Below are 18,764 nucleotides of genomic sequence, written 5' to 3'. Positions count from 1 at the left end.
GCAATAAAGCCCATTCGTGGGCTTTTCAATAACAGCAAAGGGATGATTATGAAACATGTACCTGATAATGAAGTAAAAATTATAACTAATTTGGTTGACTCAATACTGGCTCATGAAGATTTAGCTATTTGTGTTCGTGACGAGGAAGATGTTGCAATGCAAACGACTAGAAATAGAAAAGATATACTATCAGTAATTGGAGATACAGAAGTAACCATCTTAAAAATCAAAAAGCTGTTAGTGTTATCAAAAGAAATTTCAAAATTTAATCGTAGCGAAATTGAAAACTATGGATTTATAACTTTGATTCACGGTAATGGTGAAGATGTTATAAGTGATTATAGTGAAAATTTAAAAGGTATGTTCAGCTTATAATAGATAAATTAACTTATCAGGCGTTTTAACGCCTGATATACGGAGGATGAATGATAAATCCAAAAGATGTACACCCAAAAGACTTAATTTTCTTTCAAAAAGAATTGAAAAAATCCGATCAGGAAATGGCGGAATTATTGGGTATTAGTGCAAAAACATGGATAAATAAGCGATCTAGCACTCAAGTTATTAGAAAACAGTTATTAAGCCCTGCTGAATGTGAATATTTCATGCTATTGACGGGCACACATCCCCAATATGGTTTAATCAAAAATAAAAAGTGATCTAATTAAACTATTTTTAATTACATCATTTGGGATTTTCCTACTACTTAATGCCAATAGGCAGGAGTTTTTAAAATGACAAACAAAAAAGCCACTTCAATCGACCAGCTTTCACGTTTAGACAAAGAAACGGTCAAAACCAAAAAATCATTCATACTCGATATCGAAAAATTAGTTTTACCAACAGATTACAATATTCGCTATGCGGGGTTAGGATTTGATGAATACTGGTCACAACCGCATGTTCAAGAGTATGTTTCGCAATTAGCCAGTTGCTATGCAGAAGGCGACCGTTTCCCGCCAATTATTGTACGTTTTGATGAGCAAACACAGACAGCGGTGATCGTCGATGGTGCTCACCGATACATGGCGATTTTAGAAGCGAACGCGAATTTAGGGGCTGAAATTATTCGCCATGAAGTATCAGAATCAAAAGGAGACGAAGCAAAAAATATTTTGCTGATGATAAATACAGGGCAGCGATTAGAGGTTACACCTGTTGAAATAGCTGAGGGGATATCACGATTAGATGCATTCGGTTTCACGGTGGAAGAAATTGCCGCAAAAGTAAGAAAAACAGTTCAATATGTTTATTACATGAAAAAAGTCAATGACTTACCGATTGAGACGAAAAAACTTATCCGACAAGGTAAGTTAACCCTGACAAAAGCCCTGCAAGGCGACAAGCCGAAAAAATATACACCACCTAAAAAAACAGTGACTAAGATTTTAGATATTGTGGCAGAGGCACAGCCTGAAATTAACGGGGATTCAGTGAATGTATCTATCCCGCTAGAACTGTATAAACAACTGTTTGCGCCAGAAATTGAAATCAGCGAAGATAAAGGTAGTGATTGATAAATAGATAGAGAGCAGCTTAATATTAAGTTGCTCTTTTCAAAGGAAAATAAATGAGCAATGAATATGAGTTAGTTTTTAGAAAAGTAAAAGGAAATACCTTTAGTGAGTGTTTTTCTGTTTTTCATAATGGTGAAAAATATAAGTTGGTTTTTCAAAAGTTTAAGCGTAATCAGGTGTCAAAAGCCGATAAACTCAAAGGCATCAAGCCAACTCGTGAAAAACTGTTAGAAACTGAGTATTATTTCACTACTCTTAAGAATATAGAATTTTCGCTGTTACCTTGCAAAGAACTCACTAAGTTATTTTGTGAAGAATTTAAACTTACTTGGAGATAACTCGAAATGAATAAAAATCAGCCTTATCTAAAAAAGGTTTTTGGGTTTTTCTTTCTCTTTATACTCCAATCTATAACGGTTATACGAAGCTATAACAAGTATGGGTTTGATTTAAATACAGTTTTAATCATTATTCCTGCTTTGATTATGTTGATTTTGAGTGTTTTATATTTAAAGGAATATTTGCTGTACAGAAAAAATACAGGTAATGAAAATGAACTTAATTAAACTGGAAAAAATAACAAGTTTTATTCTTGCAATTGTCATTTTTGCAACGATTGGACTACTTTTGTCGGGCAAACAATTTTCGATTGAGATACCTGTGTTATTAGTAGTATATGTTGTCGCTGCGATTAATATCGTATTGCAGGCGTTTAATCGCGGAGGTAGAGTTAACCGTATATTATCAGCCATTCTAACATTTATTTTAATTATCGGCTTCGGATTAGGTGTATTTGCTGCAATCCTCCCGTTATCAAGTGGTAACTAAGATGAATTTAATTAAATTACAAAAAATAATTGCCATTATTTTCACTATAATGATTTTTGTTGCTATAGGTCTATTTTTTACTAATCAGTATTTTTCTATTCATCCTGCTTTTTACTTTATTCTTTATGTGATTGCTGGCGTTAACTTAATTTTAATGACATATAATCGCGGAGGAAAAATCAATAAAATACTCTCTGCGGTGATTACTGCGTTGCTGCTAATTGTTTTAGGAATGTACTTTTCTTTGGATTTTGGTATTTGGTTAATATCAAAGATAAGTTAGATGCAAGAAAATAAGGATATAAAATGCAAACAGACAATGACAAGCTTTTCAATGAAATATGTTACTTTAAGTTTAAACTTAATGAAATCCTTGAAAAGGAAAACAATATATATAAAGATGAAAAAAATGGTAAAACGTTTATTTTTAGCTTTTGGAGTTGGTATAGAACTGTCCCTCTATCGTTTTTTATATATATAATACTCACAATTTTCTTTGTTTTTGCTGCAACGCAAGCAAACGAAAGAAGCGAGTTGATTTTTATTGTTATAGCCCTTGCATTTACACTTCCTATTATATGTGTATTTAGTTTAGATATTTTTAAGTTATTTAATAATGCGAATAGAACCTTAAAATTACAAGAAAAAATAAATAACTTATTGAATCAATACAATCCTTATAATGAAGAGCAGTTTTCTCTATTAAAAGATAAATTGCAAAAAACTCAAAGTACTATTGTCTATAATCACTTTTTGAATGAGTGGATATCAATAGAATTTAGATGTAAGCCATGCAAATCGAAAATGTGACGGATTAATACCGATGAATAAAGTAGAGTTATCCACGGCTTTAAAAAATCGAGCAGGATTACCGCACCCTTAAAAGTGCGGCAATCCGTAGCGCACGGGTAGCCGATAGCGTAGCGTAGGCGTACCTGCGATTTTTTAACTGCGGTGGGTAACTCGGTATCACAAAGTTTGAGATGCAAATTGCTAGCAAAATAGGGTTAACCGGTGTGACTAAAAAGCGAATTTTGCTAGCAAATTAAGGTTGGCCATTGACCAGGAAGAGTGGCATTTGCTAGCAGAGATAAAAACTTCCTGTTCTATAGATTTCCTTTATCAAATGCACTGTGCTGAATTTTATTTTGTCAGGTGATGTTTCCCCTATCTTTTGTCTCCGACCGTCTGAAAATGGTGTTGTGTTGCGTTCTGTGCCCGTTTAGTTCGCTCCGCTCACGGCTAATCAGCGCGAGGAGGTGTTCCCTGCTCTTTTCAAATCCCCCCGATTTTATCGGCAAATCAACATAGGGCGTTTTTCTCGGCTTTCGTGGGTTGCCTGACATGCCCTAAAGGGCATAAAAAATGAAATACAGAGAAATAATACTTGCATTTACGCCCGAAAACGGGCATAATATCTATATCGAAACGGGGAGTGTTCCCTACCACTAAATGCCAATAGGCAGGAGTTTTAAAATGACCGCTAAAGTAATTATGACGATTCCGTTTAATCAACCAAAAACGTTTATTCTTGTGTATAAAGGGTTAAATGTACATGGAACCCCTGTAAATGTTGAGACGCAACCCAGAACATTTACCAGTTTGGAAGAACTGGCAATCAAAGCTGAGCGTTTAGAGGTAATGGGATATTTTGAAATTGTCGCGAATGAAGTGATTTAAAAGAAAATAACCGCTAGAGGGCAATCTAGCGGTTATCACATCAACATAGTTAAATGAGGTTTAAATATGTCAAAAGAAATGTTATCACTGATTGAATGTGTTAAGCAAGGAATCCCCGTTAAAATGCCAGCCATGACAGGCAAGGAATTTAAGGTCTTTATGGACGAAATAAAAAATCATGATTCGGTAGATTTTGTTTATTCAGCCGTCCTTTCTGCCCTGCTCTTTTTGTTTTGTGTATCAAGTGCACAAGTCACACTTTAAGGTTTTGTAGCTAAAGCCCATTCGTGGGCTTTTTGAAAGGGTTTACTATGTCAAAGCTCACTGAATCCCAATTATTTGATTTGCTAGAGTATTTTACGGAGTTGGCGAACGAAGGTTACATTAATCTGAGTAGCTCGATAGAATCACCAAATCCTGATTTATATAACAGTATGGAAAACTTACATCTTGGGTATTACGACTTAATCACATTTTATTTTAAAGATGGTTTTCCTATTGGTTTTAGTGATGTATTAGCCATGAATCACTACTATTAGGGGTTAAAATGATTGAGACTAACTATATTGATATCAATAATATTGAAATTGCACGGGTAGAAGAAGATAACGAAATCCAAGTTTATGATGATTCAGGGAAATTTTTATTTTCGCTTCCTAGATCATCAACGTGGGGCAAGGAACAAATTAATGAAGTGATTAGGGTTGCAAATTTCTTCTATTACTTGGGAAGTAGAGATAAAAAAAACAATTAATTGCTTGCAATTGCGCCCGAAAACGGGCATAATGTTTTACTGAAACGGGGAATATTCCCTACCACTAAATGCCAATAGGCAGGAGTTTTAAATATGTCACAATTAGATATCGATATTGCAAATACTATTTTATCTCAGTTAGGCGGTAATCGTTTTATTGCTATGACAGGCGTAAAGCGTCATTTGTTATTAGCCATTAAGAATGGTCTGCAAGTAAAATTACCGACTCGCTTTGCTCAAAAAGGAATTAATTGTGTTCAAATTATCCTTGACCCGTCAGATACGTACACAATGAAATTCATCAAGCTGAAAAAAATTAAATTTGATTATTCATCAGAAGTGATTTCAGAAGTTAATGGCGTTTATTGGGATCAACTTCAAGAGATTTTTACAGAAGAAACAGGACTTAATACACATTTATAACAATATTGGGCTATCAAAGGATAGCCCACTTTATATCTAGTAAGGAGATTGTATGTGGATTAATGAGTATATGAATGAAATAACAGCTTTTTTTGGAGCGCTAGGTGTTGTTTTTGCTTTATTATTTGGTGCTGTTAATATGGCATATGGGAGTTATTTTATAACTTTAAAGAATAATTTTTTGAATGGATTAGTTAATTTTTCAATACTCTGTGTTTTTTTATCTGTTGTTTTTTTATTTATTTACCTATTATCTTATTCGTTTTATAATAGTGAGGTAATTAGTTTTAAAATTTATTTTTTGTCAGTTATTTTTTATATGTGGATTTTGATGTTTATACTTTGTTTATTATACTGTTTCTTTTCTTGGGTAGGGGGCGCAAGTGACTTGTAAAGTTAAAAGGAAAGTAAATAAAATCCTTTTAAAAAAGGATTACAATGTAATAATTGAATGTTTTAAATTATGCTTAAAAAGTTCAGGAAATAGTGTAAAAGGTGACGACAAGGATTACTATTTTTTAAAAAATGGAATAGTTAATTTTTTGAATCACGGAGATTTGTTGTTGAGAAAAATTGAAAACAGCCAGTATTTAAAACGAAGAAAATTAAAAATTAAAATAGTCTATTTTTTTCAAGGCATTTTAGAGGCTCGTCAACAATTAAGATACGCTAGAATGCTGTTAGCGATGAATAAACAAAATAACGATGAAAATAGCCAGCTCTATATCAATTTTGCAGAGCACATCATACGCGATTATCCTGAAATGCTTAAACAAGCAAAGCGAAGAACAAAAAAAATATACCTGATAGTTTCAAGTGTCATATTGCTGAATATCATTTTACTATTGAATCCTTTATAAGGACTGTTATGAAAAACATGATGTTACCCTCACTCTACGCTATAAGCACTCTTTTATTGGGAATGTCCATTCCTTACGCCATAAGTTCGGGTACTTCTATAACGGATGTAACGACACAGCAACAAATAGCGGAGTTATCAAAGAAAATTGATAACTTGGAAAAATCGCGTTATTACCTGATCACTTCCAGTAGAAGTGGCGCCTATATGTCTCGTTGGAATCGCGGGACGGTTTTAAACGATTTTGTCATTACTTCGGTTACGCCCACGGGAAGCGTTTCGGAATGTTACGGGTTAATTGAGCACATAGAGAAACAGAATAAAGTGATTAGCGATAAATATAAGGATGTTTCTATCGCTCAAGATTTTGAGTGCGTCAGCAGCTTGGATATGAAAGGCATTGGTGAACCAGAAAAAAATTGAAATGAAGAAAAGAAAATAAAAAACCCGCGTATCATTAGCGGGTTTTTTATTGCAAGGCAGTTACTTTAAAAAATAACCAACCACCTGAGCACCTATTGCTATTACAGCGATCCCAACAATCAAAATTAAGTTAGAGTGCCGATTAGTTTCTTTAATTGTTTCTACGCCTTCTGAGAACACTTTATCTTTTGCTTCACGCAGTTCTTTCTCAAAAACATGGACATTATCACGCATTGATTTTGCTATAACATTTATTGCCATACTGCTAATGGTCTCTACTTTAGTTTGTAAGGCTTCAACCTCTTGATTAACTTGTTGACGGGTTTCAGTCAGTACATCACGGAATAAGGCGACTTGTTGATCGAGATTTTGCGGTAAGTCCCCTATAGCTTCATGAATGGCATCTAATTTTTGAGATAATTCTTCAATTGATGTTTGTATTTGACAGGCAACACGTTCATCAACGGTTTCAGGTAAATTGACTATCAATGATTTTAATAGTTTTTCTAATTCATAACCATTTTCTAATAATCCATTCATAAAAAAACCACGAAGCTCAGGATTATCTTGTATTGCTTCTAAAGCTTTAAGGGTGTTTAATTCCTTTAATGGACTTTCATTTTTTTCAATTTCTGACATAGATTAATCCTTATTTGATTTATTAGATTGGTAAAGTTTTTTAATTCAGTATAGAAATGTAAATAAAACTAACATTCCTATGAAAGAGATAACCTTTAGATTAATACAGTTTTTTAATTCAATAAAAATGAATGTAAATAAAGTTAATATTCCTATAAAACCGATAGCTGAGAGAATAACGATGAGAATATCCACTATATACATATAGCCTCAAATAAATAAAGGGCGTTATTACGCCCTTTTAAAATCATTTTAATTCGAGCGTTTCAAAGACCGCTTGTAGGTTGGACTGATAACTATCAAATCCCATCTTGTAAAATTTTAAAATATTCAGTTCACTTTTTTTCGTTTTATCATCTTCGTTTTGAATTTTTTCTTCTAACTCAGCGAGAGATAGGTCACGAATAAAGGAGTATTCAATATCGGCTTTTTTTAATGAATCAAAAAGCCCTGCGTTGTTGATGCCAACATCAATGTTATCAAACTTAAAGTTGTAGAGTTCAAGTTTATCGCTATCAATCAATGTTGAAAATTGTGAGTGAATGTCTTTTTTAGGATTAATGCGATTAAAGACAACTTTAATTTTATCCGCATCAACATCCATGTCCAATAGCATTAAAATGGTTTCGATAGTATCACGCTGCTGTTTTTCTTCGGGCGTGACAGGAATGATAAAGTAATCTATAAATGAATGTGAACCTATAAATTCATTTTTTAGTTTGTAGTTAAACATTTCAACGTTGGATGCACCAACATCAACAATGACATCATCACTGCTTAAAATCGTTTCAAAGATTTTATCAAAATCGTCTGCACCGAGTTTTTCACCTGTACTGTCTCCATCATCATTCAATGTTTCAACGCGAATGACTTCTGATTCAGGTAATCGAGGTAATAAAAGATTTTGGCAGATAGTTGTTTTACCTACATTACCACTATTATTCATTACAACTGTTTTCATTGTTTAATCCTTTTTCATTATGTCTTGATATTTTTCGCGTTTAGCTTGTGAAACTTTATTTTCACAAAATCGATTGATTTTATTGTAAACGGTCATTTTATCTGATATCCCCTTTATACCAATTTCATTTAAATCATCAAGTGTTAAATTGTGATCTGAAATCAATTTCATCGATAAAGGGTTTAAATTTGTAAAATTAGAAAAATCAATATTATTATTATCGCTTTTTTCAATCGTTGTTGTCGATGGTTTTTTTACACCCTGATTGAAATTTTCTTTATGCACTGTTTTTCTTGATTTATCAGATTTGATTAATCCTAGTTTTTTCTCCGTTCGATAGAACATGTTTTTGATAAAACTGACTTGCATAGATGAGTGGGTTTTATCATTGATATACTCAGTTACAGATTTCCAGCCGTACAGTTCTTTAGCTGCTTGTAATTCATTGTAATGAATATCTATGATTTTTTGTAATGATTTAAACTTTTTTTCTCTCAAAGAAGCACAAAAAGCATCTAGTTCATTCATTTTTTCACCTCTATTGAAATTTATCATCTAAAAATATGTATGTCAAATTAGCGTGTATTCTTTTTGCTTTCTTTTTGTATTCTTTTTGTGTTCCTTTTGCTTTCTTAATGTTGTTTTTTCGTTTTTATGCTTTCTTTTTGTGTTTTTAATGCTTTTCTTTTGCTTTCTTTTTGGTTGTTGTTTTTACACCTAAACTAACAAAACAAAATTACAGGCACGAGGGCGATGTATACATGAGGCTAAAGCTTCATGTATAATCGACGTGCTTAGGGGGAAATCCCCCTAATACCCCCGCAAAGCGGCTTTAATTGGAAATTAAAGGAGTCTCTACGAGCCTATGAAAGAATCAAAAATAGAAAGAAAAAACATGGTGTCGTTTAGATTGACCGATGAGGAATATGCACCCTTTAAAGACATCATTGAAAAAATGGATGTCAGTAAAAGTGAGTTTTTTCGTATGATGGTGCTTGGACAAGTTAATGCAATACCAAAACTTGAAACACGAAAACCGCCAGAGTATGACCGAATCCTCTTTTTGGTAAACAAAGCTAGCAATAATCTGAATCAGATAGCCAAGCAAATAAACATTGCATACAAAGAAAACACGATAACCGAAAAGCAGCTAACCGATTGGTATCGTAAGTTGAGCATTATTACCGATAATTTAATGATGGGGATAGAACGTGTTAAGTAGGATAGGCGGTGGTAATAGTGGAATTGTTTATTACCTTGAAACAGGGCAAAAACAAGGGCGTGAACTTGGGCGTGATGATTTAGACTATCGACTATGTTTAGATGGTAACATTGAGCAATTAGATCACGTTATTGAAAGTATTCCTGATAAGGGGCAAGAACGCTACTTGCATATTTCACTTTCATTTCACGAAAATCAAATCAATGAAGAAACACTGAAAGCGGTTTGCGAAGAATATAAAACGCTTTTAATGAATGCGTATGATAAAGATGAATATTGTTTTTATGCCGAAGCACATATTCCAAAAGTTAAAAATGTCGTTGATGAAAAAACGGGTTTACTAATTGAAAGAAAACCCCATATTCATATTGTTATTCCTGAAAAGAACTTGGTAACAGGGAAACATTTGAATCCTAGAGGTCGTGGTGAATTTAACATTAAAAGTCTTGATGCTATTCAAGAACACATAAACAACAAGTTCAACTTAGCCAGCCCGAAAGATGGAATTAGAGTGAGTGACCAGAATCATGCGAATGTATTATCACGCATGAAAGGCGATCTATTCAGTGAAGCAAAATCAGCGTTTAAACAAACACTAATTTCTGATATTGAAAGTAAAAACATTAGGACAGAAAACGATTTTTTAACGCATTTATCACAGTTTGGGGAAGTCAAAACTTATAATCAAGGTAAATCGAATCAATATTATGGTGTTAAACAACCAAATGAAACTAAGTTTACCCGATTGAAAAGTCCCCTATTCTCTAAACAATTTATTGAAACGAGGACTATTCCGTTAATTAAACCCACTCCCAAGCAAATTGAAAAAGCGTTACATGAGTGGTGCAGTAAAACCAGCCATGAAATAAAACACATTCACCCCGCAGGTGAAAAACTTAGAAAAAGCTATGCAAAATCCAATGATATCGAAAAAGCGGATATGCTTTTAACATTAAGGAATCAGTATAATGAGCGAAACAAACTTAAACGAGAACCAAGAGAAAAGCTTTCTAGACCATTACAGCGAGGACGAAATACGGAGCGAGGTTTTAACCTTAATTCCCAAAGAACTCAATCCAGACCCACGCAAGAGCGATTGTCATCTTTGCAAGAACGCAACATGGTTCACGAGTTACGAGGATACGGACAACGAACAACCCAACAACCTAACGCTGTATTGTCATCTCATGAACGTAGTGCTATACAAAACGCGGAACAAGATAGACAACATTATCGTAGCGGAATGCGACGGACACAGGATTCAGGAAGAAGAGGAAGAGTAACCAATCCAATTCAACAAACGCTTCTTAAATTGGAAAATAAGCCCACTGATAATGATTTAAAACTGATGAAAGAGATTAGACAGACGATTGAGCCAGAACGTTTTCTATCCTACTGCGTCAGTAAGTATAATATTGATCCCCAATTGCATAAAATTACGTTCGCAAAAGATAATAGTCCTCGGTTTGGTGTTGATAAACTGAATTTAAATGCGAGTGATTTTTTAACAAAACATTTAGGTTTATCATGGGAAGATGCTAAAATGGATTTATTGACGATTAATGAATCTCAACAAAAAAACGAACCTTTCTTATCTGTTTTATCAAGAGTTCCATTGAATCGTGAACAATCCAAAGAAAGGACTTCTTCACGTGAAAATGCAAAAAAAGCATTAAATGCTTTTTATCGAGAAGAAAGAAAAGGTTTAGAGCTTGGGTATAAAACAGAATTAAAGTCATTATACGCCATTAAGGATCACCGTAAAAAAGAAGTCGAACGTGGATTTTTAATGTTTAATCATTTGAAAGATATTGAATCTTTAAATAAAATCACGCAAGCGAAAAGAAGTACTGTAAATGCGATACATAATCATTGGAAACCGAATGATTTACATCAGCAGGAACTTCTTAAAACCGTTTTAACTGAAAAAGGAAATTATACTATGAATAAAATTATGAATGCAGATACCGATTTTACATTTGAAAAATCTGTTGCACGCAAACGTCAATTTAATGATTTTGAAACTCAAGTTAAATCAGGGGAGAAACTCACGGATTTGGTTGCTCATAAAAAAGATAAAGAGGTTGAATATCTAAATCACAAAACTAAAGAAGTTGTTTTTAAAGATACAGGAACGCATATTGAAGCAAAAAGTATCATCAGCAAAAATGAAGCTGCAATGATGTTAGAGTACGCAGAAAAAAAATACGGTGGTGCATTACGCTTATCAGGCAGTGAAGCATTTAAAGAAACAATCGCCCTCACTGCTGCCGAAAAAGGAATGAAAATTATTTTAGAGCCAGAAAAATATCATGAAATGATGTTAAAAGAAGTGACACGCCTGAAAGACGCTCAACAACAAACTAACCAAGAGCTAAAAGAACAGCAAACCAACACGATTACCGAAAATCCAGACATTAAACTCGATAATCAGGCGAAGCCAGAAAAAGATAATGCAGTTAAAGAAGTTGAATTTTTAAGGAATGGGTTAGTTAACGATAATATTTATCGTAATAGCCTGATGAATACTGAACAAACAGAAAAAATTAATTCAGCAACTGATCAAGTGTTATCTGGTCATATCAATAATGATAAGTTCTTAACTATCAAAGCAGAGGTCAATGCTGAAATAATCAAGGAGCGAACTGGTATAGACGTACCTATTCAAGATTTAAAAAATGATTTTAATGATCGTTTAACCCCTGAAAAAACAGAAACGCAGCAAATTAGCAAAGAAATAGCTGATATACAGAACAGTGAAGCTCTAAATCCACTTCCAAACAACCATCAGCTAAAAGCCACAGATCAATCTAAAGCTGATTTAGACGCGGATATGACATCAAAACAAGCACAAGAAAAAACACAAGATACTGCCCCAACCATTGACAGCAAAGAGTTCAACAAGCTTATCGTCGTACCAGTTCATAAAGACGATGGTTTTGAAAAATCAGTTGAGTTTAAGGTCGCCTTTAAACACGATGATAAAATGGTTACTGAGTTAAAAGGCATTACTGAATCAGATTTAAGCCGCATGGGAATTAATACGAAAGATATCGATATGCGTAAAGTTGAGCCTGTTTCTATCAACATTAGTAAGTTACCGAATGCTAATGTGGAATCCCCGCTTAAACACGCAGAGAAGCAGCTTAATGCACACGTTGAGCATATGAAATCTAAATCATGGTCTCGCAGTGAATTCGATGCACTTAAAGAACAACGTGGTAAACTAGAAAGTAATGTTGAAAAAGCCAAAGAACAACATGCCCCAGAACAGAGCCAACAAAACGAGCATAAGAAAACCCAAGAGCAAAATAAAGGGCGTAACTTATAGTTCCATGCTCCCTCATCATAGACTTTCTGTGGTGAGGGAGATAAATTTAATCACTAGTCATAAAAAGAGGTGCGATTAAGAGGGTTTATGTTAAATGCGGAAATTTTTTGTAAAAATCGCCCTCTTACTTGACTTAAAGTTAAGGAACCCCTTTTTTTAGAGGCACCCCCTACCCGATCATCACAAAACCGCCCCGCTTTATTTTGTAGTAAAATTACAGAATTTCCCGTTTTAGATCATTTTGTTAACATTATTTTTTTTCGCTCGATTTTTTGCTCAAAGCATCTATTTTTACATTTTTATAAAAAATATCATGATATGATTAAATCATGATAGCATGAATGCATGAAATAATGCTTTTATTGTATTTGGTTCTATGACAAAATGCTACCTATAACATGAAATAATGAAAGGATGAAATCATGATAGTGTCATGTATCGGTCAAAAAGGTGGTGGTGCTAAAAGTACAATCGCAAGAACATTAGCCGCAGGTTTTACTGAGGCTGGATGGAAAACTCATCTTGCTGATATCGATGAAAAGCAACAAACGTCATTAAAATGGTGTAAGCGTCGAGAAGAGGCTGGACTTCCTATGATTGACTGTGGGTTATATCGTCGAGTTGATACGGCAGTGAAAATTAAGGATCAATATAACTTACTCATAATTGATGGTCGCCCCGCTGCTGAAACGACATCATTAGATGTGGCTAATGAATCTGATTTGGTTCTGGTTTCTACAGGAACAACGATTGATGATCTAGAGCCATCCTTAGAACTTGCGAGAGAGTTAATAAAGAAAGGTATCAACAAAGAGAAAATAGTTTTTATTGTTGTTAAATCACCGTCGGATGCGGAAGGGGTAAAAGCACAGGAAACAATAACTGCTTGGGGATTTAAGGTTTTGAAATCCATTATTCCTTTTAAGACCAGCTACGGCAATGCCCTAGATCAAGGGCGTTCATTAAGTGAAACACCATTTAAATCATTAAATTCAATTGCTAAAAACATGGTTGAAGAGGTTCATGATATCATTAATACATGATATCATGAATTAATGTTTTAATTATTTAATGAAGAGAAAGTAAAAATGAAAGCACCCAAAAAAAATATCAAGCTCACCCCTCCTCAAGAAAATGAACCTACATTGGATGTAACAGGGAAGGGGGCAAAGCCTGATGGAGACATTAAACCAATTCAAATAAAGATACCTGTGAGTAAGCATAAAGAAATGAAAGCTTATGCAGCAGAGCAGGGGATCACAATGACTGAAATGTTATTAACAAGCTATGAAATGTACCGTAATAAAATGAATTAATGAAATCATTATATCATGATCAAAGCGCTTGTCTTAACATAAAAATACGTTAAATCAGTATGATAAGGGTTATTTAAGATGGATTATTTAATGGACTTAGCCCCTAAATATTTTTACATAGCTAGCGTGGTTGCGGCTATTATTGCAGTGGTAATTACTTTTTCTACTAAAAAAAGTAATTATAAGCATGAATTTAAAGAGCTATCTCAAATTTTGGGTTGCCTTTCTATTGTTCTTGGAATGGTATACCTAATCAAATAGTGATTTAATGAAATCATTAAATCATGCTGAATTGAAAAAGGTCTAACATGCTTAGAAAAACACTTATCCCTGTTTTATTAATGATGTTACCTGTTGTATCAATGGCACAGGTAAAGGACTTAGATGAAATAAAAGTGCTTAATGCGAATAGAATCGATGATGCAGAACAGGTTGTGCAATTTGTTGATTCTAATTTGTGTAAGTATGTAGGAGAAATGAAAGAGGTGGGGCAGGGCTGGATTATTAACGTAAAACAACGGATATGTAAAAATCAGGTAGAGCCTGTGAATATGATTGCATATCCTAATGGTCGTTACATTACGCCTGTCCCTATCGGGAAATCATGGCTAATAATTAATAGAAATTAGAGCATGCAATCATGATTTAATGATATCATTAAATCATTCCAACGCGACAAAAAGGAATGTTATGATAAATTTTAAATTACTTCCTGTTTTGATGGTATTAACGCCAACATTGGCGATAGCCTCTATTAATATCAGAACGTCAAGTAAGACCATTAAACTGAATGATTGCCAATTATCCGTATCAGCTCAAAAAGCAAAACAACGCTGTAAAATGGCAGGCATGACCTTAGAAACAGATTCTAATGGAAATATCAGTGTAAGAACTAAGCAAGTTCAAGCAAAGACAGATATAAAGCAGGATAAATTAGACATCAATACCCAAATACTTAACGGCATAATTGATGAACGATAATTTTTTTGTGTCAGTAATTGTATTGTACAATACAAAGAGGTTGATATGGCTAAGTTAATGCTACGAACCAAGCAAGAAGAAGATGAACAAATAGAAAAATTGAAAGCTTTTTTAAGTATGAAAACGGCTTCAACCGCTATCCTTGCGGCAGCTACTGATTACATTGCTCTAAGCCGAGAGAAGGACGAGTTAATTAGGGAGTTAGCATCTAAAGATCATGAGCTTGAGGAGATCAAAGAGACTATTAGGCGGTACAAACAAGCCCAAATCAGTCTATTTAAATGTGTTGACTAATCATGAAATAATGAAAACATGCATTAATGCTATTAAGGAAAGGTAGATGGGGCAACCTAAAAAACCAACAATTAAAGCTTACACCGAACTACAGCAAGCTTATGATTACTTTAATCAAACCTTATTTGATAACGATTTACCAGACTTAATCATAACATTACAGCGAGGAAAAAATACAATGGGGTATTTTTCCCCTGAACGGTTTGTTGGTGAATCAAAATTGTCTGAACTGGCAATGAATCCCGACTATTTTGGAAGCTATCCACTGATAGAAACCTTATCGACTTTAGTTCATGAGATGGTGCATGTTTGGCAGTATTATATGCCAGTGAAGAAAGCGAGAAAGGGCTATCACGATCAAGTGTGGGCTGAAAAAATGGAACAAATTGGATTAATGCCATCGAGCACAGGCAGAGAAGGGGGAAAAAAAACAGGTCAACAGATGAATGAATACATCATTAGGGGAGGGCGCTTTCAAACGGCTGTGTATGACCTATTGAAAAATGGTTTTTCAATTTCTTGGTATGACCGTTGGGGCGCGGAACAATATATTCCGTCCAAACGGTATGAAGCGATTTTGGATGATTGGCTAAGAGTTACGCCTGATAACGAACAACAATTAATTGATAAGCTGACGAGAACAATACAAAAAGACGAGGTTCAACTTATTAATATAAAAGAAAGTGAAAGCCAGAACGTTCCTGATCGACATCAGGAAGAGGAAGAACCAGAAATAACGGTTAGACCACCTATAAAAGGTACTGGAACACGGGCTAAATTCACCTGTAGTGCATGTGGGCTGAATGTATGGGCTAAACCCTCAGCCAATATCCTATGTGGTGATTGTGGTGTTAGATTGGAAATTATTTAATTAGGTTTTTTGTAGTGTACAATACAATTTAATTGTATTGTATAATAAAGGCGTTTAGATGATAACGTAACGTTATACTAAAACCACCTATCAATGGTTTTAAGAACCTCGCCCACCACGTGAGGTTTTTTTTATACTTTTTTGCTAGCATTTTTCATTAATCCTGGTTGTTGGCCAATGTAAATTTGCTAGCAAAAAACACTAACTCGATGCACCGGCTAATCGTATTTTGCTAGCAAAATGCGTTAAATTGAATCGGAGCCTCTTTATCTCTAACTAACCATCCCATCATTAATCGATAACTTAATATTCGACCTAGGCATTCGTTTTCTAGGCGTTGCATTGCCAGATAGAATTCAGGATTTTCACAATCATCATTGTGATCGAGATATTCACAGACATGTTGACTCAATTGGATAAAAGCAAGGTGTTCACGTTCAGGGGTTAATGGTCCTGAATTTTGTTCAATCTCTTCTTGGGCTTTCTTGCAAACAAGTACTGCCTTTGTTAAATTGATATCTTGTTCTTGGCTGAAATTGCTCAATTGATATTCAATTGCTTTAAAATACGCTTTCATTTGCATTTATTACCGCCCTCTACAATTCTTATTTATCACAGAACTTAATCACAGTTCGCATTATCATATTTATGTTAAATGAGTATTATAACCATTTGTTTTTATAGGTGATTATCAAAGTAATTATAATCACCTAACTAATTTTAACCTAACGACACCCTTTCTTACGTTCTTCGGAATCACTCAGCATCCTCTCCCAATACTCTACCGCCTGATGATTACCTTCACTTTTAAAATAAACAATAAAAGAAATACACAATTTTTTTAGATACTCTTCAACATAATCTGATAAATATTTGTCATTATGATAAATAACCTCAAGAAACTCATTGTAAGCTTTACATGCGGGATAGGTGCCTTTATAACGTGAGATATTCTCAAATAATGTTTCTAATCTTTTCTGTTTTTCATGTAAAAGAAAATTTTCATTTTTGATTTCTTTTACTTCATCTTGAGTAAAACCACCGAGAAATTTAATAAAAAACTTTTTCATATCTACCTCTTACTTTAGTTTTTGTATCTTAAATAAACAGATATCGCAACCGAATAGTTAATGAACATTTCTTTCGTCATTTCACTTTCGAACTGACTTTTAAAGTCGTCAAGTAAATTGCTTTTTACTTTAAATTGAGCCTTTGAAAATATTGTATCAAGTCGCTTTAAGCGTATAACATATTCATGGATCGTCATTTTTGTCATTTTCTTAGCTTTAATTAAATACTTTTTAAAACCTTTCAAATCAAAAAAATAACATTCAGGCATACAATAAATATCGCGACAGAATCGACAGAGCATAATGAGTTCGCTTTTCATTAACAACCAAGCCGCCTCATTAATTTTCTCTCTCATTTCCGAAATAGCATATTTAGTTAAAGCTTGTTTTTTATAGACAAGAGAGGTTCTTTCTAATTGTTTATGACAATGTTGGCAATATAAATTATCTTTTTTATATTCATTTAGATACGATTTAATAGAGCGAGATTTAAGCGTCTTTTTTACCATCAGCTTTATCCTCATTTTTAAATAAACCCAATACTTTTCCCATGTAATATATCCAATAAATCCAATAAGCCAGAACAGTGAGCATTCCAATATTCATCATAGTAAGTGCAAACGGAGGTGTATTATTTATATCAATTAACACTTCATCGTAAACAAAGTAATGTCCATAAAAGTAAAATGCTAATCCGATACCTGAATAGGAAAATGCAATACGATACATGAGTTTTGTTTTATCAAAAAATACTATCGCTATTATCGTAACTATCAGTACATAGTTATTGACGGTTAAAATCATTTCAATAATCGGTTTTAATGTATTCTGAAAATCACTTACAGTATTCATAGTTATTCCTTAAAATCGATTAATTAATCAATTTTATAATTACCTAAACTTTATTTGACCTGATAAATTTATAATCTTTTTTGATTAAATCTCTTTTCCTGTAAGTTTCTACCTCTAACTCTACCCACTTACGCACTAACGACAAAAACTCATCAGGTGAAGTCTTAACTTTATCAATCAGTGTATCAAAAGCCTCTTTGTCATTGGGTATATACTGGCTTAAAAGACTATCAATATAGTCCTCTACACTCGTTAAATGCTTGCTGATTTTAAATACCCAAATCAAAAAACAAGCAATTCCTGAAGCAAAAAAACTATAGAATAAAGAAAGGGATATAAACTTATCTAAAATCAAATTAAAACAAAACAGAAAAACAAAAAACAAAAGCATCCCCAACCAATAAAACTTCAAGTTAATTTGTCTTTTTGCGTAATTATACCCAACCTCAGAAAACATCCTTGTCGTTACTTTAATATCATTAAAAATAGCTCTATTTTTTTTTCTGGCTTCTAATACTAAATGGCAATCATCCATTTCAAACCCACCTTAATTCGTCAATTAATATGATCTGGCTCGTCTGTAAGCTTCATTAAAAGCCGAGCTATTTACACCCATCCAGAATTCATCCATGATAACAGGGTTATGACCTGCCCTTCTGTTTTTAAAGTATTTTCCGCGAGGTAACTTATCTTTTCTATTGAGTTTTTTGATATAAAACTCGAATGCAGGTGAATATTTTTTT

Annotated in this window: 32 protein-coding genes and 1 pseudogene; 24 read left to right on the top strand and 9 right to left on the bottom strand. The window is 33.6% G+C overall.

Features of this window, described 5'->3' with window-relative positions; all coding sequences use genetic code 11:
- Positions 1–48 precede the first annotated feature (48 nt).
- The 15 genes from ACHB7C_RS19625 (at position 49) to ACHB7C_RS19555 (ending at position 6,484) form a co-directional block, all read left to right on the top strand.
- Complete coding sequence (locus tag ACHB7C_RS19625) at positions 49–375, top strand: hypothetical protein (protein ID WP_395348306.1); 327 nt, start codon at positions 49–51, stop codon at positions 373–375.
- Positions 376–425: 50 nt separating this feature from the next.
- Positions 426–659 carry a hypothetical protein gene (locus tag ACHB7C_RS19620; protein ID WP_395348304.1) on the top strand — a complete coding sequence of 78 codons (234 nt, stop codon included), beginning with the start codon at positions 426–428 and terminating at the stop codon, positions 657–659.
- 75 nt (positions 660–734) lie between these two features.
- Positions 735–1,517: a ParB/RepB/Spo0J family partition protein gene (locus tag ACHB7C_RS19615; protein ID WP_395348302.1), complete on the top strand. Its 783-nt coding sequence runs from the start codon at positions 735–737 to the stop codon at positions 1,515–1,517.
- Between the two features lie 53 nt (positions 1,518–1,570).
- Positions 1,571–1,855, top strand: a complete 285-nt coding sequence (locus ACHB7C_RS19610; RefSeq protein ID WP_395348300.1) for a hypothetical protein — start codon at positions 1,571–1,573, stop codon at positions 1,853–1,855.
- A gap of 214 nt (positions 1,856–2,069) precedes the next feature.
- Positions 2,070–2,345 carry a hypothetical protein gene (locus ACHB7C_RS19605; RefSeq protein WP_395348298.1) on the top strand — a complete coding sequence of 92 codons (276 nt, stop codon included), beginning with the start codon at positions 2,070–2,072 and terminating at the stop codon, positions 2,343–2,345.
- Between the two features lies 1 nt (position 2,346).
- Complete coding sequence (locus tag ACHB7C_RS19600; protein ID WP_395348296.1) at positions 2,347–2,628, top strand: hypothetical protein; 282 nt, start codon at positions 2,347–2,349, stop codon at positions 2,626–2,628.
- A 23-nt stretch (positions 2,629–2,651) separates the two neighbouring features.
- Positions 2,652–3,155, top strand: coding sequence for a hypothetical protein (locus tag ACHB7C_RS19595; RefSeq protein ID WP_395348294.1), 504 nt, complete (start codon positions 2,652–2,654; stop codon positions 3,153–3,155).
- 666 nt (positions 3,156–3,821) lie between these two features.
- On the top strand, positions 3,822–4,025 hold the full coding sequence (locus ACHB7C_RS19590) for a hypothetical protein (protein WP_395348292.1): 204 nt from the start codon (positions 3,822–3,824) through the stop codon (positions 4,023–4,025).
- A gap of 66 nt (positions 4,026–4,091) precedes the next feature.
- Positions 4,092–4,289, top strand: coding sequence for a hypothetical protein (locus tag ACHB7C_RS19585; RefSeq protein WP_283656969.1), 198 nt, complete (start codon positions 4,092–4,094; stop codon positions 4,287–4,289).
- A 47-nt stretch (positions 4,290–4,336) separates the two neighbouring features.
- Entirely contained in the window at positions 4,337–4,564 is a 228-nt protein-coding gene (locus ACHB7C_RS19580) for a hypothetical protein (RefSeq protein ID WP_283656968.1), read from the top strand.
- A gap of 8 nt (positions 4,565–4,572) precedes the next feature.
- The gene (locus tag ACHB7C_RS19575; protein WP_395348290.1) at positions 4,573–4,779 is read left to right on the top strand and encodes a hypothetical protein; all 207 of its coding nucleotides are present in this window, start codon (positions 4,573–4,575) and stop codon (positions 4,777–4,779) included.
- 93 nt (positions 4,780–4,872) lie between these two features.
- Positions 4,873–5,202, top strand: coding sequence for a hypothetical protein (locus tag ACHB7C_RS19570; protein WP_395348289.1), 330 nt, complete (start codon positions 4,873–4,875; stop codon positions 5,200–5,202).
- Between the two features lie 52 nt (positions 5,203–5,254).
- Positions 5,255–5,596, top strand: coding sequence for a hypothetical protein (locus ACHB7C_RS19565; protein ID WP_395348287.1), 342 nt, complete (start codon positions 5,255–5,257; stop codon positions 5,594–5,596).
- Positions 5,586–6,062 (top strand): hypothetical protein, encoded by a 477-nt coding sequence (locus ACHB7C_RS19560; RefSeq protein ID WP_395348285.1) that lies wholly within the window; start codon positions 5,586–5,588, stop codon positions 6,060–6,062. Before ACHB7C_RS19565 ends, ACHB7C_RS19560 begins: the two co-directional genes overlap by 11 nt.
- Positions 6,063–6,124: 62 nt before the next feature.
- Positions 6,125–6,484 (top strand): hypothetical protein, encoded by a 360-nt coding sequence (locus tag ACHB7C_RS19555; protein ID WP_395348283.1) that lies wholly within the window; start codon positions 6,125–6,127, stop codon positions 6,482–6,484.
- 60 nt (positions 6,485–6,544) lie between these two features.
- Here ACHB7C_RS19555 and ACHB7C_RS19550 read toward each other — a convergent pair whose 3' ends face one another.
- From ACHB7C_RS19550 to ACHB7C_RS19540, 3 genes are all read right to left on the bottom strand, one after another.
- Entirely contained in the window at positions 6,545–7,123 is a 579-nt protein-coding gene (locus tag ACHB7C_RS19550; protein WP_395348282.1) for a hypothetical protein, read from the bottom strand.
- A 247-nt stretch (positions 7,124–7,370) separates the two neighbouring features.
- Positions 7,371–8,084, bottom strand: a complete 714-nt coding sequence (locus ACHB7C_RS19545) for a transcriptional regulator (RefSeq protein ID WP_395348280.1) — start codon at positions 8,082–8,084, stop codon at positions 7,371–7,373.
- Positions 8,085–8,087: 3 nt separating this feature from the next.
- The gene (locus ACHB7C_RS19540; RefSeq protein ID WP_395348277.1) at positions 8,088–8,612 is read right to left on the bottom strand and encodes a hypothetical protein; all 525 of its coding nucleotides are present in this window, start codon (positions 8,610–8,612) and stop codon (positions 8,088–8,090) included.
- A 337-nt stretch (positions 8,613–8,949) separates the two neighbouring features.
- On the opposite strand from ACHB7C_RS19540, the gene ACHB7C_RS19535 reads away from it, so the two are divergent.
- From ACHB7C_RS19535 to ACHB7C_RS19495, 9 genes are all read left to right on the top strand, one after another.
- Positions 8,950–9,306: a plasmid mobilization protein gene (locus ACHB7C_RS19535; RefSeq protein WP_395348275.1), complete on the top strand. Its 357-nt coding sequence runs from the start codon at positions 8,950–8,952 to the stop codon at positions 9,304–9,306.
- Complete coding sequence (locus ACHB7C_RS19530; protein ID WP_395348273.1) at positions 9,296–12,637, top strand: LPD7 domain-containing protein; 3,342 nt, start codon at positions 9,296–9,298, stop codon at positions 12,635–12,637. Before ACHB7C_RS19535 ends, ACHB7C_RS19530 begins: the two co-directional genes overlap by 11 nt.
- Positions 12,638–13,059: 422 nt before the next feature.
- Positions 13,060–13,680: a ParA family protein gene (locus ACHB7C_RS19525; RefSeq protein ID WP_336432722.1), complete on the top strand. Its 621-nt coding sequence runs from the start codon at positions 13,060–13,062 to the stop codon at positions 13,678–13,680.
- Positions 13,681–13,725: 45 nt separating this feature from the next.
- Positions 13,726–13,953: a hypothetical protein gene (locus tag ACHB7C_RS19520; protein ID WP_283656954.1), complete on the top strand. Its 228-nt coding sequence runs from the start codon at positions 13,726–13,728 to the stop codon at positions 13,951–13,953.
- A gap of 78 nt (positions 13,954–14,031) precedes the next feature.
- On the top strand, positions 14,032–14,214 hold the full coding sequence (locus ACHB7C_RS19515; RefSeq protein ID WP_395348272.1) for a hypothetical protein: 183 nt from the start codon (positions 14,032–14,034) through the stop codon (positions 14,212–14,214).
- A gap of 47 nt (positions 14,215–14,261) precedes the next feature.
- Positions 14,262–14,582 (top strand): hypothetical protein, encoded by a 321-nt coding sequence (locus tag ACHB7C_RS19510; protein WP_395348270.1) that lies wholly within the window; start codon positions 14,262–14,264, stop codon positions 14,580–14,582.
- Positions 14,583–14,643: 61 nt separating this feature from the next.
- Complete coding sequence (locus ACHB7C_RS19505; RefSeq protein ID WP_395348268.1) at positions 14,644–14,934, top strand: hypothetical protein; 291 nt, start codon at positions 14,644–14,646, stop codon at positions 14,932–14,934.
- Positions 14,935–14,979: 45 nt separating this feature from the next.
- Positions 14,980–15,228 (top strand): hypothetical protein, encoded by a 249-nt coding sequence (locus ACHB7C_RS19500; RefSeq protein ID WP_395348267.1) that lies wholly within the window; start codon positions 14,980–14,982, stop codon positions 15,226–15,228.
- Positions 15,229–15,274: 46 nt separating this feature from the next.
- Positions 15,275–16,099, top strand: a complete 825-nt coding sequence (locus ACHB7C_RS19495; protein ID WP_395348265.1) for a SprT-like domain-containing protein — start codon at positions 15,275–15,277, stop codon at positions 16,097–16,099.
- Between the two features lie 232 nt (positions 16,100–16,331).
- Here ACHB7C_RS19495 and ACHB7C_RS19490 read toward each other — a convergent pair whose 3' ends face one another.
- The 6 genes and pseudogenes from ACHB7C_RS19490 to ACHB7C_RS19465 form a co-directional block, all read right to left on the bottom strand.
- A complete protein-coding gene (locus ACHB7C_RS19490) occupies positions 16,332–16,682 on the bottom strand; it encodes a hypothetical protein (protein ID WP_395348263.1) in 351 nt (116 codons plus the stop codon).
- 142 nt (positions 16,683–16,824) lie between these two features.
- Positions 16,825–17,169 carry a hypothetical protein gene (locus ACHB7C_RS19485; RefSeq protein WP_283656948.1) on the bottom strand — a complete coding sequence of 115 codons (345 nt, stop codon included), beginning with the start codon at positions 17,167–17,169 and terminating at the stop codon, positions 16,825–16,827.
- Between the two features lie 14 nt (positions 17,170–17,183).
- Positions 17,184–17,678: a hypothetical protein gene (locus ACHB7C_RS19480; protein ID WP_395348261.1), complete on the bottom strand. Its 495-nt coding sequence runs from the start codon at positions 17,676–17,678 to the stop codon at positions 17,184–17,186.
- Positions 17,659–18,021, bottom strand: coding sequence for a hypothetical protein (locus ACHB7C_RS19475; protein WP_395348259.1), 363 nt, complete (start codon positions 18,019–18,021; stop codon positions 17,659–17,661). Before ACHB7C_RS19475 ends, ACHB7C_RS19480 begins: the two co-directional genes overlap by 20 nt.
- 43 nt (positions 18,022–18,064) lie before the next feature.
- Positions 18,065–18,556: a hypothetical protein gene (locus tag ACHB7C_RS19470; protein WP_395348257.1), complete on the bottom strand. Its 492-nt coding sequence runs from the start codon at positions 18,554–18,556 to the stop codon at positions 18,065–18,067.
- 24 nt (positions 18,557–18,580) lie between these two features.
- Positions 18,581–18,764: pseudogene (locus tag ACHB7C_RS19465) on the bottom strand (hypothetical protein); the annotation flags it as partial.

It is taken from the genome of Providencia sp. 2024EL-00732 (assembly GCF_044006275.1).
In the GTDB taxonomy this organism is placed as follows: Bacteria; Pseudomonadota; Gammaproteobacteria; order Enterobacterales; family Enterobacteriaceae; genus Providencia; species Providencia huashanensis.
This window is presented reverse-complemented; position numbering and strand designations above follow the sequence as displayed.

What these genes read in the sequence shown, in the direction of transcription:
- ACHB7C_RS19625 (WP_395348306.1), top strand. Translation starts at nt 49, where the DNA reads ATGAAACATGTACCTGATAATGAAGTAAAAATTATAACTAATTTGGTT.
- ACHB7C_RS19620 (WP_395348304.1), top strand. Translation starts at nt 426, where the DNA reads ATGATAAATCCAAAAGATGTACACCCAAAAGACTTAATTTTCTTTCAA.
- ACHB7C_RS19615 (WP_395348302.1), top strand. Translation starts at nt 735, where the DNA reads ATGACAAACAAAAAAGCCACTTCAATCGACCAGCTTTCACGTTTAGAC.
- ACHB7C_RS19610 (WP_395348300.1), top strand. Translation starts at nt 1,571, where the DNA reads ATGAGCAATGAATATGAGTTAGTTTTTAGAAAAGTAAAAGGAAATACC.
- ACHB7C_RS19605 (WP_395348298.1), top strand. Translation starts at nt 2,070, where the DNA reads ATGAACTTAATTAAACTGGAAAAAATAACAAGTTTTATTCTTGCAATT.
- ACHB7C_RS19600 (WP_395348296.1), top strand. Translation starts at nt 2,347, where the DNA reads ATGAATTTAATTAAATTACAAAAAATAATTGCCATTATTTTCACTATA.
- ACHB7C_RS19595 (WP_395348294.1), top strand. Translation starts at nt 2,652, where the DNA reads ATGCAAACAGACAATGACAAGCTTTTCAATGAAATATGTTACTTTAAG.
- ACHB7C_RS19590 (WP_395348292.1), top strand. Translation starts at nt 3,822, where the DNA reads ATGACCGCTAAAGTAATTATGACGATTCCGTTTAATCAACCAAAAACG.
- ACHB7C_RS19585 (WP_283656969.1), top strand. Translation starts at nt 4,092, where the DNA reads ATGTCAAAAGAAATGTTATCACTGATTGAATGTGTTAAGCAAGGAATC.
- ACHB7C_RS19580 (WP_283656968.1), top strand. Translation starts at nt 4,337, where the DNA reads ATGTCAAAGCTCACTGAATCCCAATTATTTGATTTGCTAGAGTATTTT.
- ACHB7C_RS19575 (WP_395348290.1), top strand. Translation starts at nt 4,573, where the DNA reads ATGATTGAGACTAACTATATTGATATCAATAATATTGAAATTGCACGG.
- ACHB7C_RS19570 (WP_395348289.1), top strand. Translation starts at nt 4,873, where the DNA reads ATGTCACAATTAGATATCGATATTGCAAATACTATTTTATCTCAGTTA.
- ACHB7C_RS19565 (WP_395348287.1), top strand. Translation starts at nt 5,255, where the DNA reads ATGTGGATTAATGAGTATATGAATGAAATAACAGCTTTTTTTGGAGCG.
- ACHB7C_RS19555 (WP_395348283.1), top strand. Translation starts at nt 6,125, where the DNA reads ATGTCCATTCCTTACGCCATAAGTTCGGGTACTTCTATAACGGATGTA.
- ACHB7C_RS19550 (WP_395348282.1), bottom strand. Translation starts at nt 7,123, where the DNA reads ATGTCAGAAATTGAAAAAAATGAAAGTCCATTAAAGGAATTAAACACC.
- ACHB7C_RS19545 (WP_395348280.1), bottom strand. Translation starts at nt 8,084, where the DNA reads ATGAAAACAGTTGTAATGAATAATAGTGGTAATGTAGGTAAAACAACT.
- ACHB7C_RS19540 (WP_395348277.1), bottom strand. Translation starts at nt 8,612, where the DNA reads ATGAATGAACTAGATGCTTTTTGTGCTTCTTTGAGAGAAAAAAAGTTT.
- ACHB7C_RS19535 (WP_395348275.1), top strand. Translation starts at nt 8,950, where the DNA reads ATGAAAGAATCAAAAATAGAAAGAAAAAACATGGTGTCGTTTAGATTG.
- ACHB7C_RS19525 (WP_336432722.1), top strand. Translation starts at nt 13,060, where the DNA reads ATGATAGTGTCATGTATCGGTCAAAAAGGTGGTGGTGCTAAAAGTACA.
- ACHB7C_RS19520 (WP_283656954.1), top strand. Translation starts at nt 13,726, where the DNA reads ATGAAAGCACCCAAAAAAAATATCAAGCTCACCCCTCCTCAAGAAAAT.
- ACHB7C_RS19515 (WP_395348272.1), top strand. Translation starts at nt 14,032, where the DNA reads ATGGATTATTTAATGGACTTAGCCCCTAAATATTTTTACATAGCTAGC.
- ACHB7C_RS19510 (WP_395348270.1), top strand. Translation starts at nt 14,262, where the DNA reads ATGCTTAGAAAAACACTTATCCCTGTTTTATTAATGATGTTACCTGTT.
- ACHB7C_RS19505 (WP_395348268.1), top strand. Translation starts at nt 14,644, where the DNA reads ATGATAAATTTTAAATTACTTCCTGTTTTGATGGTATTAACGCCAACA.
- ACHB7C_RS19500 (WP_395348267.1), top strand. Translation starts at nt 14,980, where the DNA reads ATGGCTAAGTTAATGCTACGAACCAAGCAAGAAGAAGATGAACAAATA.
- ACHB7C_RS19495 (WP_395348265.1), top strand. Translation starts at nt 15,275, where the DNA reads ATGGGGCAACCTAAAAAACCAACAATTAAAGCTTACACCGAACTACAG.
- ACHB7C_RS19490 (WP_395348263.1), bottom strand. Translation starts at nt 16,682, where the DNA reads ATGCAAATGAAAGCGTATTTTAAAGCAATTGAATATCAATTGAGCAAT.
- ACHB7C_RS19485 (WP_283656948.1), bottom strand. Translation starts at nt 17,169, where the DNA reads ATGAAAAAGTTTTTTATTAAATTTCTCGGTGGTTTTACTCAAGATGAA.
- ACHB7C_RS19480 (WP_395348261.1), bottom strand. Translation starts at nt 17,678, where the DNA reads ATGGTAAAAAAGACGCTTAAATCTCGCTCTATTAAATCGTATCTAAAT.
- ACHB7C_RS19475 (WP_395348259.1), bottom strand. Translation starts at nt 18,021, where the DNA reads ATGAATACTGTAAGTGATTTTCAGAATACATTAAAACCGATTATTGAA.
- ACHB7C_RS19470 (WP_395348257.1), bottom strand. Translation starts at nt 18,556, where the DNA reads ATGGATGATTGCCATTTAGTATTAGAAGCCAGAAAAAAAAATAGAGCT.